This is a genomic window from Nocardioides marmorisolisilvae, assembly GCF_031656915.1.
Classification (GTDB): Bacteria; Actinomycetota; Actinomycetes; order Propionibacteriales; family Nocardioidaceae; genus Marmoricola; species Marmoricola terrisoli.
Window position 1 is genome coordinate 607,598 of the sequence record NZ_CP134227.1, and the last position, 15,466, is coordinate 623,063.

A 15,466-nucleotide genomic window follows, 5' to 3' on the forward strand; every position below is an offset into this window, starting at 1 on the left:
CTGTACCGGTGTCACCTCCCGGGAAAGGCCGCGCATGCGATTCAACCCCAAGGCCCGTATCGACGAGAGCCAGATCGAGAACCGCGAGGGGCGAGGCGGTGGCGGCCTCGGCGGTGGGCTCGGAGGCGGCAGCGGGATGCGGCTGCCGATCCCGACCGGTGGGGGCGGCCGGATCGGCGTCGGCACCATCATCGTGATCGTGCTGTACGTCGTGGTGCAGATGTGCGCCGGCAACAGCGTGGTCCCCGGGACCGGCGACAGCAATAGCGCCGGCACCGGCCAGGCCGTCGCCGGCACCTGTCGCAACGGTGCCGACGCCAACAAGAACATGGACTGCGCCATCGACCTGCTGACGAACTCGGTGCAGGCCTTCTGGGCCACCGCGCTTCCCGCACAGGCCAACATCGCCTACCAGCCGATCAAGACGGTGAAGTACACCGGCCAGACCTCCTCCGGATGCGGCACCGCCCAGAGCGCGATGGGGCCCTTCTACTGCCCCAACGACAAGCGTGTCTACATCGACCGTGACTTCATGAGGCAGATGCTCCAGGGCGAGCTCGGTGCGAAGGGCGGCCCGTTCGCGCTCGGCTACGTGCTGGCCCACGAGTACGGCCACCACATAGAGGACCAGCTCGGCATCCTCGGCCAGATGCGAACCCAGCAAGGTCCGAAGAGCGACTCGGTCCGGGTCGAGCTGATGGCCGACTGCCTGGGCGGCGTGTGGGCGAAGTCGGCGACCACGACGAAGGACGCGGACGGCAACGTGCTGATCAGCGACCTCACTGCGGACGACATCGCCCGTGCCGTCGACGCGGCCCGGGCCGTCGGCGACGACCGGATCCAGAGGGAGACCTCCGGCCGGGTCAACGAGGAGTCCTGGACGCACGGTTCCAGCGCCGAGCGGACCCGCTGGTTCGACACCGGGCTGAAGCAGGGCAGCATCGCCGCCTGCAACACCTTCAAGACCGAAAGCCTCTGAGACCGGACGCAGCGTCCACCGTCCAGACGAGAGCGCGTCACCCCGCCCGCAGCAGGCACAATGGCGGTCATGAAGCCCCGCTCGTCGGCACGCGACCTTGCACTGATCGCCACCTTCACCGGTGTGGTCGCGGCCCTGGGCGTGGTGCCGGCGTTCTACCCGGCGGGGATCCCGGTCCCGATCACCGCCCAGTCACTGGGCGTGATGCTGGCGGGCGCGGTCATCGGCGCCCGCCGCGGCGCGGCGTCGCTGGTGCTGCTGCTCGCCCTGGTCGCCGTCGGACTCCCGCTGCTGGCGGGCGGACGTGGCGGTCTGGGCGTGTTCGCCGGCCCGAGCGTCGGCTACCTCGTGGGCTACCCGGTCGCGGCGTTCGTGGTCGGCTGGATCACCGAGAAGGGCGGCGCGCCGTACCGGCTGTCCTGGGGTGTCGTGGCCAACCTCGTCGGCGGCATCGTGGTGCTCTACGCGCTCGGCATCCTCGGCACAGCCTGGCGCGCGCACCTCTCCGTCCCGGCGGCGGTCGCCAGCGCCGGCTGGTACGTCGTCGGCGACCTCGCCAAAGTGGTGATCGCCGCGCTGGTCGCCCGGGGCGTGCACGCTGCCTACCCCGGGTTGCTGCCCGCGGCCACACGTCGGGCCGACCGGGACCGCCGGCATGAGCACCCGATCAGCACCTGAGCCCGTCGCCCCGGACCGCAGCGCCGACCCCGTCGCCGCGGTCCTGCGGGCACACCGGACCGGCGCCGACCTCGTGCTACGCACGTCGGGGAGCAGCGGCACCGCACAGCCGGTGGTGCGCAGTACCCAGTCCTGGTGGGCTTCCTTCGGGCCGTACTCGGACCTGACCGGGGTCTCGGCGGGTGCCCGGGTGTGGGTGCCCGGACCGCTGAGCGCGACGATGAATCTCTTCGCGGCCGTGCACGCCCGTGCGGTCGGGGCGATCCTCGTCGACCGGCCCGCCGACGCCTCGCACGCCTGCCTGACCCCGGCCCTGCTCGACCGTCGCGCCGACGACCTTCGACCGGGCACCCATGTCGTGGTGGCCGGCGCCGCACTACCGCCCGGTCAGCACGCCGTGGCCAGTGCGAGCGGTCTCGAGGTGGTCAGCTACTACGGCGCCGCCGAGCTGTCGTTCGTGGCCGCCGGGCCGCACGCGGAGTCGCTGCGCGCCTTCCCGGGCGTGGAGGTCGAGGTGCGCGCCGGGGCGATCTGGGTGCGATCGCCGTACGTCGCTGCAGGGGGCAACCAGTGGGCGACGGTCGGCGACCGCGGCCGACTGGCGGACGGCGTCCTCACCGTTCTCGGCCGACCGGGCACGGTGACCACCGCCGGCGCCACCGTCCGCATCGCCGATGTGGAGGCGGCGTTGCGTCCCGCAGCGACCTCCGAGTTCGTCGTCGTCGGGGCACCGCACCCCGTGCTCGGCGAGGTCCTCGCCGCCGCGGTGACCTCCGTGGGCGACAGGGACCGGCTCCGCGCCTTGGCCCGGACCGCGCTGCCGGCAAGCCACCGACCGCGGCTGTGGCGGGTGCTGGATCAACTCCCGCTCACCGCTGCTGGCAAGGTTGACCGAGCCCGCATCGCCGACGACCTCTGAAGGACGGAGCAACGATGGCCAGCCGCAAGGACGCTCCCGTCATCGTGGCTGCGCTGCGTACCCCGATCGGCACCGCCGGCAAGGCTCTGGCGTCCGTGGATGCGGCCCACCTCGCCGCGTCCGTCCTGGCCCGGGTCGGCGCCGATCTGCCCGCGCCGGCCGATGTCGTCCTGGGCAACTGCACGGGGCCCGGCGGCGACGTGGCCCGGGTCGCGACACTCGCGGCGGGGCTGCCCGACACGGTGCCCGCCGTGACGGTCGACCGCCAATGCGGCAGCGGACTGGCCGCCGTGGAGCTGGGCGCGGCCCTGGTCCGGGAGCGCGATGCGGTCGTGCTGGCGGGCGGCGTCGAGAGCGCCAGCACCGCCCCGTGGCGGTTCTGGCCACCGGCGGACGGTGCAGCCCCTCGGCGCTACCAGCGAGCGCCGTTCTCGCCGGAGCCGGAAACCGATCCGGACATGGGCCTGGCCGCCGACCTGCTCGCCGAGGAGGCAGGGGTCTCCCGCGCCCGGCAGGACGCATACGCGGCCCGGTCGCACCAGCGCGCCTGGGCCGCGATCGAAAGCGGCCGCTTCGGGGACGAGATCGTCCCGGTCGCCGGGATCTCCCGCGACCAGCGGCCCCGGCCGGGGATGACTCCCGACCGGCTGGGCCGACTACCAGCCGCCTTCCGGGAGGGCGGCAGCGTCACGGCCGGCAACTCCTGCGGCATCAGTGATGGTGCCGCCGTGGTGGCGATCGCGCCGGCGTCCACGCAGTTGCCAGGCCTGCGGGTGCTGGCCACAGCGAGCGCGGGGGTCGATCCGCGGCGCCCTGGGATCGGACTGGTCCCGGCCGTCACCCGTGCTCTGAAGTACGCGGCCCTCCGCCTCGGCGACATCGACGTGATCGAGCTCAACGAGGCGTTCGCCGGGCAGGTGCTGGCCTGCTGTGACGCCCTGGCGCTGGATCCAGAGCGGGTCTGCCGGCAGGGCGGCGCGCTGGCCCTCGGGCACCCGTGGGGCGCCAGCGGCGCTGTCCTGGTGGTCAGGCTCTTCACCCAGATGGTCCGCGAGGGGAGCGGTCGGTTCGGGCTGGCGGCGATCGCCGTGGGCGGCGGCCAGGGGGTGGCGATGGTGGTCGAGGCATGCCGCTGATCGAGCTGGAGGGCGTGGGGCACACCTACGGCGTCGGTACGGCGGCCCGGGTGGTGCTCCGTGACCTCGACCTGCGCCTGTCCGAGCATCGGATCGGGGTCATCGGCGGCAACGGGTCGGGCAAGTCCACCTTCGCCCGGCTGCTCAACGGGCTGCTGGTCCCGGACCGGGGCACGGTCCGGGTGGACGGTCTCGACACCCGCCGCGAAGCCCGTGCAGTGCGGCGCAAGGTCGGCTTCTGCTTCACCGACCCCGACGCCCAGATCGTGATGCCGACCGTGGCCGAGGACATCGGCTTCGGCCTGCGCAGGCGGGGGCTGCCGAGGCCGGAGGTCGAGGAGCGCGTCTCCGTGGCGTTGGAGCGCTTCGGCCTGGCCGACCACCGGGACCATCCCGCCCACCTGCTGTCGGGCGGGCAGAAGCAGCTGCTGGCGCTGGCCGCCGTACTCGTGACCGAGCCCGAGTTGCTGGTGATGGACGAGCCCACCACGCTCCTGGACCTGGCGAACACCCGCCGGGTGGGCGACCTGGTGGCAGGCCTGCCCGAGCAAGTGCTGCTGCTCACCCACGACCTTGACCTGCTCGTCGACTTCGACCGGGTCCTGGTCTTCGACGGCGGCCGGGTCGTTCACGACGGCAGTCCTGCCGAGTCCGTCACCCACTACCGCAAGCTGCTGGACTGAGCACGCGATGGGCGGCCGCGCGGACCTCTGGGGTCTCTACCAGCCGGGGCGCTCGGTGCTGCACCGGGCGCCGGCAGGGATGAAGCTGCTCCTGCTCGTCGCCGCAGCCGTCGGCACGCACTGGCTCGATCGACCCTGGCGGGTCGGAGCGGGCCTGCTCGGCGTCCTCGCCCTGTACGGCGTCGCGCGGCTGCCGCTGCGGGTGCTCACCGCGCAGCTCCGGTCGTTGGCCGCCCTGGTGCTCGTCCTCGCCGGCTTCCAGTGGCTGGTGAGCGGTTGGCGTACGGCGGTGGTGGTCGTGGGGGTGCTGGTGCTCCTCGTCCTGCTGGCCGGTCTGGTCACGCTGACCACCCGCACCACGGCGATGATCGACACGGTGACGAGGCTGTGCCGCCCGCTGCGTCGGGTCGGCGTCGACCCTGAGCGGATCGGTCTGATCCTGGCCCTGGGGATCCGGTCGGTGGCGGTGGTGGCCGGGCTGGCTCACGACGTACGCGAGGCACAGCTGGCACGTGGCCTGGGCAGCAGCCCGACCGCCTTCGCCGTACCGCTGGTGGTCCGGTCGCTGCGTCACGCGGACGCGTTGGGCGACGCGCTGGTGGCCCGCGGGGTCGACGACTGATCCACGGGCTCTGGAAGGATCGCGGTCATGACCACCGCGCTCCCCCACCGGATCCTGGTCCGTTCGGACCGGATCGTTCTCGGCCTCGCTGCGGCGCTGTGCGTGCTCGCCGGCCTGGCCCATTACGGAGGCTGGAACACCACCGTCGCCTTCGTGGTCAGCGCGGCAGCGGTCGCGGTCCTCGCCTCGCTGGTCGGCCGTAGCGTCGACCAGCTCGGCGACAGGTTCGGCCCCGGCGCCACCGGGGTGCTGCAGTCGGCGCTGGGGAACCTGCCCGAGCTGTTCATCTCGATCTTCGCGCTCAAAGCCGGTCTCGACTCGGTCGTCCGCTCGGCGCTGGTGGGGTCGATCCTCGCCAACCTGCTGCTCGTCCTCGGTCTCGCGTTCCTCGTGGGCGGACTGCGCAACGGGACCCAGCAGCTCGGCTCGGAGCGGGCCCGGACCCTCAGCGTGCTGATGCTCCTCTCGGTGGTCGCGATGGCTTTCCCGTCGCTGGCGCATTGGGTGCACAGCCCCGCCCAGGACCACGAGAAGGCGTTCTCGACGATCGTCTCGATCATCCTGATCGCCGTGTTCGTGCTGTCGCTCCCCTTCTCGCTGCGCCGAGACACGCAGGGAGCCTCGCCGGAGGCGGAGCCGCCACGGTGGCCGATCGCCCTTGCGATCGGCATGCTGGCCGCCTCGGGTGCGCTCGCCGCCTTCGTCTCGGACTGGTTCGTCGCCGCGCTGCAGCCTGCGATGGAGTCACTGAACATCTCTCAGGCGTTCGCGGGCCTGGTCGTGGTGGCGATCGCCGGCAATGCGGTCGAGAACGTGGTGGGCGTCCAGCTCGCCGCAAGGGGCAACTCGGAGTACGCCTTCTCCGTGGTGCTCAACTCGCCGCTTCAGATCTCCCTGGTTCTCGCCCCGGTGCTCGTGTTGATCAGCACCATCTTCGGGCTCGGCTCGCTGACCCTGGTCTTCAGCCCGTTGCTGGTCGCGGCGCTCCTCGCGGCGGTGATCCTGGCTGCGTTGATCTCGGTGGACGGCGAGTCCACCTGGCTGGAGGGCGCGACCCTGATTGCGCTGTACGTCGTCATCGCGACCTCCTTCTGGTGGGGCTGAGGTCCGCAGACTCAGCGGCGCCGGAGCGTCCGCCAGCGCTCGACCAGCCCCTCCATCTCCTCGGCCATGAACTCGAGGAAGTCCTTGGTCTCCCCCACCCGGTCCCGACCGCGCTCGGAGAGGCCTTCGCCGTCCAGGGCCCTGGCACACAGTCGCGACAGCGGCCCATACGCTGCGATCTCGGCCTCGAACACCGGAGTCCACACATCGTCGCCCAGCCCGAATCGGTCCACCCGCTCGCCGCGCACCCTGGTCCGTCGAATCAGGTTGAGCTGACTGAGGTAGCGCACCGCGCCACTGATCGCCGCCGGGCTCACCTGCAGACGCTCGGCGAGCTCGCGCGCCGTCAAGGACTCCTCAGGCGCCGCCAGCGCCGCGGTGAAGACGCGTGCCGGCATCCGGGGGAACCCGATCTGGGACAGCGCCAGTGCGAAGTCCTCAACGAACTGGGCGGCGGCATCGGGGGTCGGCATGGCGGCAAGGATACTCGCGGTTCACCCATCTCAGCATTTTCATGTTTCTGTGAACGATGTGTAGGGTGGAGCCTCGCGTCCGCGCCCGAGACGGGGACCCGATGCCGTGCACCGCGGGGAAGTGCACGGTCTCCGGGGTCCTCTCCCCCAGCGCAGCCCGCTCAGGGCACGACGGACAGGAGCGCCTCGACCTGCGGGAGCTGGCGCTGCAGGGCACGCAGATGCGGCGCCACCGCGGGGTGCCGGAACTTCGCCTCGAGCGGTCCCTCGCCCCGTGCCACCCGCGTCAGCGCCCACTCGGCGCGGGCCAGCACGGTGTGCACGGCGACAAGCCTGGCCGCGAACGCGACGTCCTCGACATCCACCGGAACGCCCACCTCGGCCAGTGCCGTGCAGTAGCCCTCCAGCAGCACGTCGAACCCGTCGCGGCACGACAACGCGAAGTAGCCGAGGTCGGCTCCGGCAGGCGCTAGGCCCAGTAGGCCCCAGTCGACGGTGATCACGTCGTCGCCCTGCCTGGTGAGCAGGTTGGCCGGAACCACGTCGCCGTGTGCCGGCACGACGGGCAGCCCCTCGAACCGGGTGAGCAGTGCCGCGCGCGCGCCCCAGACGGTGTCGGTGAGCGCGGCGACCGGCGTACGCCGCAGGGTCGGCCACCCGCCCCGCGCCTCCGCCCGGCCGAACCGCTCGTGCAGCAGCGATCGCACCGCACTCACCTCGGACGGGACCGTGGTCTCGGCGAACCGACCCAGCGCCCGTGCCACGAACAGGGCCGGCAGTACATCGCGCGGGAACGCCTCGGTCCACAGGGTGAAGCCGTCGGGGTCCTCCTCGAGCCGCCGTACCGCCGGGGGCACCAGCCCGGTCGAGGCGCGGAGCGCCTGGGCCACCTCCGCCTCGCGGTGCCAGTACGCCGGCCTGCCGGGATCACTCAGCTCAGGGTCGTCTCCCGGGGCGGGGGCGCGCACCCGCTTGACCACCCAGGTGCGCCCCTCGGCTCGGGTCCGCCACACGCCGACCGTGCAGGCGCCGCCACCGCCGGGGATCTGCTCCCAGTCGGGCTCGGGCTGCCACACGACGTCTCCCGCGGCTCAGGCGTTGGTCACGCTCATCCTGACAGAGCGCGCCTCCACCACGGCCTCCTCGAAGACGCCACGGCGCGGCTCGCGGACGTCCGGCATCACGTCGACCACGACCGCGGCCAGTCCAGCCAGGTCGAGCACCATGTCCAGACCGATCCGATCACCGCCGGTGACCAGCACCGGTACACCGCCGAGCAGTCGCTTCGCGTGCCCGGCCGCGGCCTCGTAGGCGACCCGGGCCTGGTTGTCCCGACGACGTGCGAAACGCTGCTGGGACTGTCCGCCCGCCTTGGTGCGCCCCTGGACGTGCCGTTGGCCGACCTTGCTCTCAACCACCCGCTCCGCCGAGATCCGCGCCACCGCGAAACCGCCCTTGCGGACCAGCAGCAACCCCCAGTCCGCTGGCGGTGCGGCCGCCTCGATGAACGAGCCGTTGTCCGCCGGGCCGTCGTACTCGCGGCCGAACGGCAACCGGGCCTCGAAGTGCGAGCCGTCCTGGGCGAACCCGACCAGGGCGCCGCCGATGACGTTGACGGCGGTCGGCCCGTGGCGGCTGAGGAAGTTGACCGTCCAGCGGTCCAGCCGCGACGGCAGCACGTGGACCTCGGCCATCACCGTGTCGTCACTCGGCCGCGTAGCGGACCACGAACCGCTCGAGGACGACCGGCATGTCGGCTGTGAAGTCATGGCCGCTGGCGCCGTGGTCGGTGAAGAACCGCTCGTGTGCCTCGCGCCACTGCGTGAGCGACCGGTCGCCCTCCCCCTCGAGCCGGGCGTGCTCGGCGTCGACCTCGTCGAACGGGCGGACCTCGACGGCGGTCGTCTCCAGCAGGGCGCGAGGTACGCCGTGCGAGTCGAGCACGATGCTGAGCGCACCCGGCTCGGGCAGCGGCTCGTCCTCGGCCTCGTAGTCCCACAGCGCGCTCGCGGTCGCTGTCTTCGCGCCGTCGAGCACGAGCGCGAGAAGCTCGTCGGCGTGCGCCGCCGTGGCCCCGAACGACCACGCGGGCGGCGTCACCGACTCCCGCGCGGACGGCCCGAAGTAGCCGGGCACGGTCTCCAGGTCGCAGTGACGTCGTGCCAGGCGCCAGAAGCTCTCGATCCCCGCTTCCGGACCGGGCTCAGACATTGAAGCCGAGCGCGCGAAGCTGCTCCCGGCCGTCGTCGGTGATCTTGTCCGGGCCCCACGGCGGCATCCAGACCCAGTTGATGGTGACGTCGTTGACCATGCCCTCGAGCGCGGAGTTGGTCTGGTCGGTGATCACGTCGGTCAGGGGGCAGGCCGCCGAGGTCAACGTCATGTCCAGTACGACGTCGTTGCCGTGCAGATGCACGTCGTAGACCAGGCCGAGGTCGACGACGTTGATCCCGAGCTCGGGGTCGACGACGTCCTTCATCGCCTCGGTCACATCGTCGGTGGTCAGGGTCGCGGTTCCGCCTCCGAGGTCGACCTCGGGCAGGTCGTTGGTCCCCTCGGGGCCTGTCGAAGCGTCAGTCATGAGTGGTTCTCCTCCTGGAGTGCTTGCGCGGTCGCGTCCTTCATCGCCATCCACGAGAGCAGAGCGCACTTCACCCGGGCGGGGAACTTCGCCACCCCGGCGAACGCGATGCCGTCCTCGAGGACATCCTCGTCCGGCACCACCTTGCCCTTGCCCTGCATGAGCTCGAGGAACTCCTCGTGGATGACCATCGCCTCGTCGACGGTCCGGCCGATCACGAGGTCGCTCATCACCGAGGCCGCGGCCTGGCTGATCGAGCACCCCTCGGCGTCGTACGAGACGTCCTCGACGATGCGACTCCCGTCGGCCCCGTCCGAGACGTGCACGCGCAGGGTGATCTCGTCACCGCAGGTCGGGTTGACGTGGTGCACCTCGGCCTCGAACGGGTCCCGCAGGCCCTTGTGCAGCGGATTGCGGTAGTGGTCGAGGATGATCTCCTGGTACATCGCGTCCAGGTCGCCGGACATCCCTGTGCTCACTGCGTTCACACCACCTTGAAGTACTTCTGGGTGTACCTGATTCCCTCGATCAGCGCATCGATCTCGGCAGGCGTGGTGTAGAGGTACGACGACGCCCGCGTCGAACTCTGCACGCCGTAGCGTGCGTGCGCCGGCTTGGCGCAGTGGTGGCCGGCCCGCACGGCGATGCCGCGCGAGTCGAGCAACTGGGCGACGTCGTGCGGGTGCACGCCTGCGACCTCGAAGGAGACCGCGCCGCCGCGCAGGGAGACGTCCCGGGGCCCGAGGACCGTCACCCCGGACACCGAGGCCAGTCCTTCGAGCAGGTGGGCGGTGACCGCCTGCTCATGGGCGTGGATCGCCTCAAGCCCGAGATGGCCGAGATAGTCAACGGCGGCACCCAGACCGACCGCCTCCACGATCGGGGGTGTGCCGGCCTCGAACTTGTGCGGCGCCTTCGCGTAGGTCGAACGCTCCATCGTGACCGTCTCGATCATCTCGCCGCCACCGAGGAACGGCGGCAGCTCGTCGAGAAGGTCCGCGCGGCCCCAGAGGACCCCGATGCCGGTCGGCCCGGTCACCTTGTGGCCGGTGAACGCGAGGAAGTCGGGGCGTTCCTCGACCGGCATCGCAGCGAGGTCGATCGGCAGCTGTGGGGCGGCCTGCGAGGCGTCCACCACGACCACGGCACCGGCCTGGTGAGCGCGCGCGGCCAGCTCCGCGACGGGGTTGACCGTGCCCAGCATGTTCGAGACCCAGGTGAACGCCACCACCTTGGTGTGCTCGTCGACCAGCCGGTCGATCGCGGACAGGTCGAGCTGTCCGTCGTCGGTCAGCCCGAACCAGCGCAGCTCGGCGCCAGACCGCTCGCAGGCGAGCTGCCAGGGCACGATGTTCGAGTGGTGCTCCATCTCGGTGATGACGACGTTGTCGCCCGCGGCCAGCGGCATCACCCGGGCCACCAGGTTCAACGCCTCGGAGGCGTTCTTGGTGAAGATCACCTCGTCGCGAGAGGGTGCTCCCAGGAACGCAGCGACCTTGTCCCGAGCGGACTCGAACGCCTCCGACGACTCCGCGCCGAGCTGGTGCATCGCACGCGCGACGTTGGCGTTGTGCCTCTCGAGGTGGTCGACCATGGCGTCGATCACCACCTGCGGCTTCTGCGAGGTGTTCGCCGAGTCGAGATAGACCAGCGGCATCCCGTCGGCGAGCACGCGCTCGAGGATCGGGAAGTCCTTGCGGACCACCTCGAGCTCCGGCAGCAGCCCGTCCATCAGACCGCCGCGGCCTTCACGTACTTGTCGTAGCCCTCGGCCTCCAGCTGGTCGGCGAGCTCGGGTCCACCCTGCTCGGCGATCCGCCCGGCGACGAACACGTGCACGAAGTCCGGCTTGATGTAGCGCAGGATCCTCGTGTAGTGGGTGATCAGCAGGACGCCCTTGTCGCTGTCCTCCTTGAACCGGTTCACGCCCTCGGAGACGATCTTGAGCGCGTCGATGTCGAGGCCGGAGTCGGTCTCGTCGAGGATCGCGACCTTGGGGTCCAGGAGCTCGAGCTGGGCGATCTCGTGGCGCTTCTTCTCGCCACCGGAGAAGCCCTCGTTGACCGAGCGCTGCGCGAAGGTCGGGTCGAGGTCGAGCTTCTCCAGCGCCCCGTTGACGTCCTTGACCCAGGTGCGGAGCTTGGGCGCCTCGCCGTCGATGGCGGTCTTCGCGGTGCGCAGGAAGTTGGCTACCGACACGCCGGGCACCTCGACGGGGTACTGCATCGCGAGGAACAGCCCGGCGCGTGCCCTCTCGTCGACCGACATGGCCAGGACGTCGGCACCATCGAGGGTGACCGTGCCGGAGGTGACGGTGTACTTCGGGTGGCCGGCGATCGAGTAGGCCAGTGTGGACTTGCCGGAGCCGTTGGGTCCCATGATCGCGTGCGTCTCGCCGTCCTTGATGGTCAGCGTGACGCCCTTGAGGATCTCCTTGTGACCGCTGCCGTCCTGGGCGTTGTCAGCGACGACCGACACGTGCAGGTCGTTGATCTCGAGCGTGCTCATCTCTCTCCTTCTGGAAAAGCTTCTGTTGGGCGTCAGCTGGGTCGGACGCCGTTGAGGGTGGAATCGGTGTCGACGTACACATCGCCATCACGTACGTCCACCGGGAAGGTGGACACCGGCTCGGTGGCCGGCAGCCCGGTGGGCTTGCCGGTGCGCAGGTCGAAGCGGGATCCGTGCAGGAAACACTCGATCTCGCACCCGGCCACCTCGCCCTCGCTGAGCGCCACCGCCTGGTGGGAGCACAGGTCCTGGAGGGCGTAGAAGTCGTCGCCGTCGCGGCACACGACAAGGTCGTATCGCCCGAGGGTGACGGCCGTGCCTTCGTCGGCGGCGACGTCGCTCACGGCACAGGCACGTTCGAACGCCATCACACCTCCTTGAGGACGTTCTTGGCGAGCTCGGCCTCCACCGTGGCGACCAGCCGCTCCTCGATCGCAGGGACGTCGATCCGGCGGATCAGGTCGTTGAAGAACCCGTGCACGACCAGGCGTCGCGCCTCGGCCTCGGAGACGCCGCGCGAACGCAGGTAGAACAGCTGCTCGTCGTCGAACCGGCCGGTCGCCGAGGCGTGCCCGGCGCCCTTGATCTCGCCGGTCTCGATCTCCAGGTTGGGCACGGAGTCGGCCTGGCAGCCGTCGGTGAGGACGAGGTTGCGGTTCTCCTCGTAGGTCTCGATGCCCTCGGCAACCTTGCGGATCAGCACGTTGCCGATCCACACGGTGTGGGCACCCTCGCCCTGCAGCGCACCCTTGTAGACGACCTTGCTCTTGGTGTTCGGCGCGGTGTGGTCCACGAAGAGGCGGTGCTCGATGTGCTGGCCCTCGTCGGCGAAGTAGAGGCCGAGCATCTCAACCGAGCCACCGGGGCCGGCGTACTCGGCAGTGGTGTCGTGGCGCAACAGGTCGCCGCCGAAGCTCACGTCGACGTGGCGGAAGGTGGCGTCGCGACCCACGCTCGCGTGGCGGTAGCCCACGTGCACGGCGTCGTCGGCCCAGTCGTCGATGTTGACCACGGTCAGCTGGGCGCCGTCGCCGACGACCATCTCGACGTTGTCGGCCAGCGTCGCCGAACCCTCGAACCGGAACACCACGGTCGCCTTGCTGTGCGCCTTCGCGTCGATCACGACGTGCACGGCGCCTGCACCGTCGACGTCGACGCCGACCACGGTCACGAAGACCGGCGCGCTCGGCGCGGTCTCAGCGGGGATCACCACCGACAGGGTCTCGGTCGCGGCCGCCAGGGCACGGGCGGAGATCCGGTCCACCGGGACCAGTCCGCTGACGCCCTTGAGGCCGCCATCCTCGACGTGCTCGACCTCGACCCCGGCCGGAGCCTCGACCCGGGTCTGCGAGCCGGCTCCGGACATCGGGATGTCCTGGTGGAGACCACGCAGCCGCTTGAGCGGGGTGAACCGCCAGACCTCCTCGCGCCCCGTCGGGACCGGGTGGTCGGAGACCTCGAAGGAGCCGGTCGGGTGCAGGTGCGACTCGACATGCTCCATCTCGAGCGCGTCGCGAACGCTCGCAGCATTCTCAGCAGTGACAGTCATCGTTGCTTTCTCGGTTGGACGGGACGACGGGCCTGCGGGCGGACCCCGGTTTCCGGTGCTGGTCGGTGCTAGCCGACGGCACCTTCCATCTGCAGCTCGATCAGGCGGTTGAGCTCGAGGGCGTACTCCATCGGCAGCTCCTTGGCGATCGGCTCGACGAAGCCACGCACGATCATCGCCATCGCCTCGTCCTGCTCCATGCCGCGTGACATCAAGTAGAACAGCTGGTCGTCGCTGACCTTGGAGACGCTGGCCTCGTGGCCCATCGACACGTCATCCTCGCGGATGTCGACGTACGGGTAGGTGTCGGAGCGACTGATCTGGTCGACCAGCAGGGCGTCGCACAGCACGTTGGACTTGGAGCCGTGCGCGCCCTCGTTGATCTGGATCAGGCCGCGGTAGGAGGTCCGCCCCCCGCCACGGGCCACCGACTTGCTCAGGATCGAGCTCGAGGTGTTCGGCGCGGCGTGCACCATCTTGGCGCCCGCGTCCTGGTGCTGGCCCTCGCCGGCGAAGGCGATCGAGAGGGTCTCGCCCTTCGCGTGCTCGCCCATGAGGTAGACCGCGGGGTACTTCATCGTCACCTTGGAGCCGATGTTGCCGTCGACCCACTCCATCGTGGCGCCGGCATCACAGGTGGCCCGCTTGGTGACCAGGTTGTAGACGTTGTTCGACCAGTTCTGGATGGTCGTGTAGCGGCAGCGGCCGCCCTTCTTCACGATGATCTCGACCACGGCCGAGTGCAGCGAGTCGGAGCTGTAGATCGGCGCGGTGCAGCCCTCGACGTAGTGCACGTAGGCGTCCTCGTCGACGATGATCAGGGTCCGCTCGAACTGGCCCATGTTCTCGGTGTTGATCCGGAAGTAGGCCTGCAGCGGGATGTCGACGTGGACACCCTTGGGCACGTAGATGAACGAACCGCCCGACCAGACGCTGGTGTTCAGCGCGGCGAACTTGTTGTCGCCGACCGGGATCACCGTGCCGAAGTACTCCCGGAAGAGCTCTTCGTGCTCGCGCAGCGCGGTGTCGGTGTCGACGAAGATGACGCCCTGCTCCTCGAGGTCCGCGCGGATCGAGTGGTAGACGACCTCGGATTCGTACTGCGCGGCGACCCCGGAGACCAGCCGCTGCTTCTCCGCCTCGGGGATGCCGAGCTTGTCGTAGGTGTTGCGGATGTCCTCGGGCAGGTCGTCCCAGGTCGCGGCCTGCTTCTCGCTGGACCGCACGAAGTACTTGATGTTGTCGAAGTCGATCGTCGACAGGTCCGAACCCCAGGTCGGCATCGGCTTGCGGTGGAAGAGCTTGAGGCCCTTGAGGCGCAGGTCGAGCATCCACTGCGGCTCGCTCTTCTTGCTCGAGATGTCGCGCACCACCTCCTCGTTGAGGCCGCGCTGTGCAGCCGCACCGGCCACGTCGGAGTCGGACCAGCCGAACTCGTACCGACCGATGCCCTTGAGCTCGGGGTTCAGTTCCTCGATCGAGGTCATCTCGCCACCTTCTTGTTGTGGGGCTTCGTGTTGCTCTTCTGATAGGGACTGGGGATGCACGTCGTGCACACGCCGTCGCCGTGTGCGATCGTCGCGAGCCGCTGCACGTGGCTGCCGAGGACCCGGCCGATCGCCTCGGTCTCGGCCTCGCAGAGCTGGGGGAACTCGTGGGCGACGTGGGAGACCGGGCAGTGCTGCTGACAGAGCTGGTCGCCGACGCTCTGCCCGTCCAGCAGGGGGAGCTGGCGCACCGTCGCGGCGTACCCCTCGTCGTTGAACACCTGGGCCAACACCTCGACGGGGGTCTTGTCCGGGTCGGACTCGCTCACACCGGCGAACTCACGCTCGATGAACTCCATCCGGCGCTCGGCGAAGGCCTTCACGGCGGCCTCGCCGCCGGTCTCGGCCAGGAAGCGCATCGCCTGCCGGGCGAGATCGTCGTACTGCTGCTCGAAGTGGCCGCGTCCGGCATCGGTGATCGCGAAGACCTTGGCCGGACGGCCCCTGCCGCGGACGCCGGAGAGCCGCTGGTCGCGTGCTTCGATGGTGCCCTCCTCGACCAGCTGGTCCAGGTGTCGGCGCACCGCCGCGGGCGTCAGCGCCAGACCGGCGGCCAGGGCCGCTGCCGTCGACGGTCCGTTGACCAGGATGGAGCGCACGACGCGCTGGCGCGTCGTCTCCTCCAGCCGGTTCATTTCCACAACAACAGTGTGCCGTTAATGCCCGGCCACTTTCAACGAAGGGTCA

General features: G+C 70.3%; 19 protein-coding genes. 7 read left to right on the forward strand and 12 right to left on the reverse strand.

Annotated features, from left to right (window positions below):
- The first annotated feature begins 34 nt into the window (after window positions 1-34).
- From ypfJ to cax, 7 genes are all read left to right on the forward strand, one after another.
- Window positions 35-979, forward strand: coding sequence for a KPN_02809 family neutral zinc metallopeptidase (gene ypfJ / locus Q9R13_RS02935; RefSeq protein ID WP_310963563.1), 945 nt, complete (start codon window positions 35-37; stop codon window positions 977-979).
- 69 nt (window positions 980-1,048) lie between these two features.
- Window positions 1,049-1,657: a biotin transporter BioY gene (locus tag Q9R13_RS02940; RefSeq protein ID WP_310963564.1), complete on the forward strand. Its 609-nt coding sequence runs from the start codon at window positions 1,049-1,051 to the stop codon at window positions 1,655-1,657.
- Window positions 1,635-2,576: an AMP-binding enzyme gene (locus Q9R13_RS02945; RefSeq protein WP_310963565.1), complete on the forward strand. Its 942-nt coding sequence runs from the start codon at window positions 1,635-1,637 to the stop codon at window positions 2,574-2,576. The genes Q9R13_RS02940 and Q9R13_RS02945 overlap by 23 nt, the downstream gene beginning before the upstream one ends.
- 14 nt (window positions 2,577-2,590) lie before the next feature.
- The gene (locus tag Q9R13_RS02950; RefSeq protein ID WP_310963566.1) at window positions 2,591-3,712 is read left to right on the forward strand and encodes a thiolase family protein; all 1,122 of its coding nucleotides are present in this window, start codon (window positions 2,591-2,593) and stop codon (window positions 3,710-3,712) included.
- A complete protein-coding gene (locus tag Q9R13_RS02955) occupies window positions 3,703-4,395 on the forward strand; it encodes an energy-coupling factor ABC transporter ATP-binding protein (RefSeq protein WP_310963567.1) in 693 nt (230 codons plus the stop codon). The genes Q9R13_RS02950 and Q9R13_RS02955 overlap by 10 nt, the downstream gene beginning before the upstream one ends.
- 7 nt (window positions 4,396-4,402) lie before the next feature.
- The gene (locus tag Q9R13_RS02960; RefSeq protein WP_310963568.1) at window positions 4,403-5,017 is read left to right on the forward strand and encodes an energy-coupling factor transporter transmembrane component T family protein; all 615 of its coding nucleotides are present in this window, start codon (window positions 4,403-4,405) and stop codon (window positions 5,015-5,017) included.
- A gap of 27 nt (window positions 5,018-5,044) precedes the next feature.
- Window positions 5,045-6,121 (forward strand): calcium/proton exchanger, encoded by a 1,077-nt coding sequence (gene cax, locus Q9R13_RS02965; RefSeq protein ID WP_310963569.1) that lies wholly within the window; start codon window positions 5,045-5,047, stop codon window positions 6,119-6,121.
- Window positions 6,122-6,132: 11 nt separating this feature from the next.
- Here cax and Q9R13_RS02970 read toward each other — a convergent pair whose 3' ends face one another.
- The 12 genes from Q9R13_RS02970 to Q9R13_RS03025 form a co-directional block, all read right to left on the reverse strand.
- The gene (locus tag Q9R13_RS02970) at window positions 6,133-6,594 is read right to left on the reverse strand and encodes a GbsR/MarR family transcriptional regulator (RefSeq protein ID WP_310963571.1); all 462 of its coding nucleotides are present in this window, start codon (window positions 6,592-6,594) and stop codon (window positions 6,133-6,135) included.
- Window positions 6,595-6,755: 161 nt separating this feature from the next.
- Window positions 6,756-7,670 carry a phosphotransferase family protein gene (locus tag Q9R13_RS02975; RefSeq protein WP_310963572.1) on the reverse strand — a complete coding sequence of 305 codons (915 nt, stop codon included), beginning with the start codon at window positions 7,668-7,670 and terminating at the stop codon, window positions 6,756-6,758.
- Between the two features lie 15 nt (window positions 7,671-7,685).
- A complete protein-coding gene (locus Q9R13_RS02980) occupies window positions 7,686-8,288 on the reverse strand; it encodes an acVLRF1 family peptidyl-tRNA hydrolase (RefSeq protein WP_310963573.1) in 603 nt (200 codons plus the stop codon).
- A 10-nt stretch (window positions 8,289-8,298) separates the two neighbouring features.
- Window positions 8,299-8,805, reverse strand: coding sequence for an ASCH domain-containing protein (locus tag Q9R13_RS02985; RefSeq protein WP_310963574.1), 507 nt, complete (start codon window positions 8,803-8,805; stop codon window positions 8,299-8,301).
- A complete protein-coding gene (locus Q9R13_RS02990; protein WP_310963575.1) occupies window positions 8,798-9,175 on the reverse strand; it encodes a metal-sulfur cluster assembly factor in 378 nt (125 codons plus the stop codon). The genes Q9R13_RS02985 and Q9R13_RS02990 overlap by 8 nt, the downstream gene beginning before the upstream one ends.
- A complete protein-coding gene (gene sufU / locus Q9R13_RS02995) occupies window positions 9,172-9,642 on the reverse strand; it encodes a Fe-S cluster assembly sulfur transfer protein SufU (RefSeq protein WP_310965024.1) in 471 nt (156 codons plus the stop codon). Before sufU ends, Q9R13_RS02990 begins: the two co-directional genes overlap by 4 nt.
- A 17-nt stretch (window positions 9,643-9,659) precedes the next feature.
- Complete coding sequence (locus Q9R13_RS03000; protein ID WP_397218882.1) at window positions 9,660-10,907, reverse strand: cysteine desulfurase; 1,248 nt, start codon at window positions 10,905-10,907, stop codon at window positions 9,660-9,662.
- Complete coding sequence (gene sufC, locus Q9R13_RS03005) at window positions 10,907-11,683, reverse strand: Fe-S cluster assembly ATPase SufC (protein ID WP_310963576.1); 777 nt, start codon at window positions 11,681-11,683, stop codon at window positions 10,907-10,909. The genes Q9R13_RS03000 and sufC overlap by 1 nt, the downstream gene beginning before the upstream one ends.
- Window positions 11,684-11,715: 32 nt before the next feature.
- On the reverse strand, window positions 11,716-12,051 hold the full coding sequence (locus Q9R13_RS03010) for a non-heme iron oxygenase ferredoxin subunit (RefSeq protein WP_310963577.1): 336 nt from the start codon (window positions 12,049-12,051) through the stop codon (window positions 11,716-11,718).
- The gene (gene sufD, locus Q9R13_RS03015; protein WP_310963578.1) at window positions 12,051-13,232 is read right to left on the reverse strand and encodes a Fe-S cluster assembly protein SufD; all 1,182 of its coding nucleotides are present in this window, start codon (window positions 13,230-13,232) and stop codon (window positions 12,051-12,053) included. The genes Q9R13_RS03010 and sufD overlap by 1 nt, the downstream gene beginning before the upstream one ends.
- Window positions 13,233-13,300: 68 nt before the next feature.
- Entirely contained in the window at window positions 13,301-14,719 is a 1,419-nt protein-coding gene (sufB, locus tag Q9R13_RS03020) for a Fe-S cluster assembly protein SufB (RefSeq protein ID WP_310963579.1), read from the reverse strand.
- Entirely contained in the window at window positions 14,716-15,414 is a 699-nt protein-coding gene (locus tag Q9R13_RS03025) for a helix-turn-helix transcriptional regulator (RefSeq protein ID WP_310963580.1), read from the reverse strand. The genes sufB and Q9R13_RS03025 overlap by 4 nt, the downstream gene beginning before the upstream one ends.
- Between the last annotated feature and the right edge of the window lie 52 nt (window positions 15,415-15,466).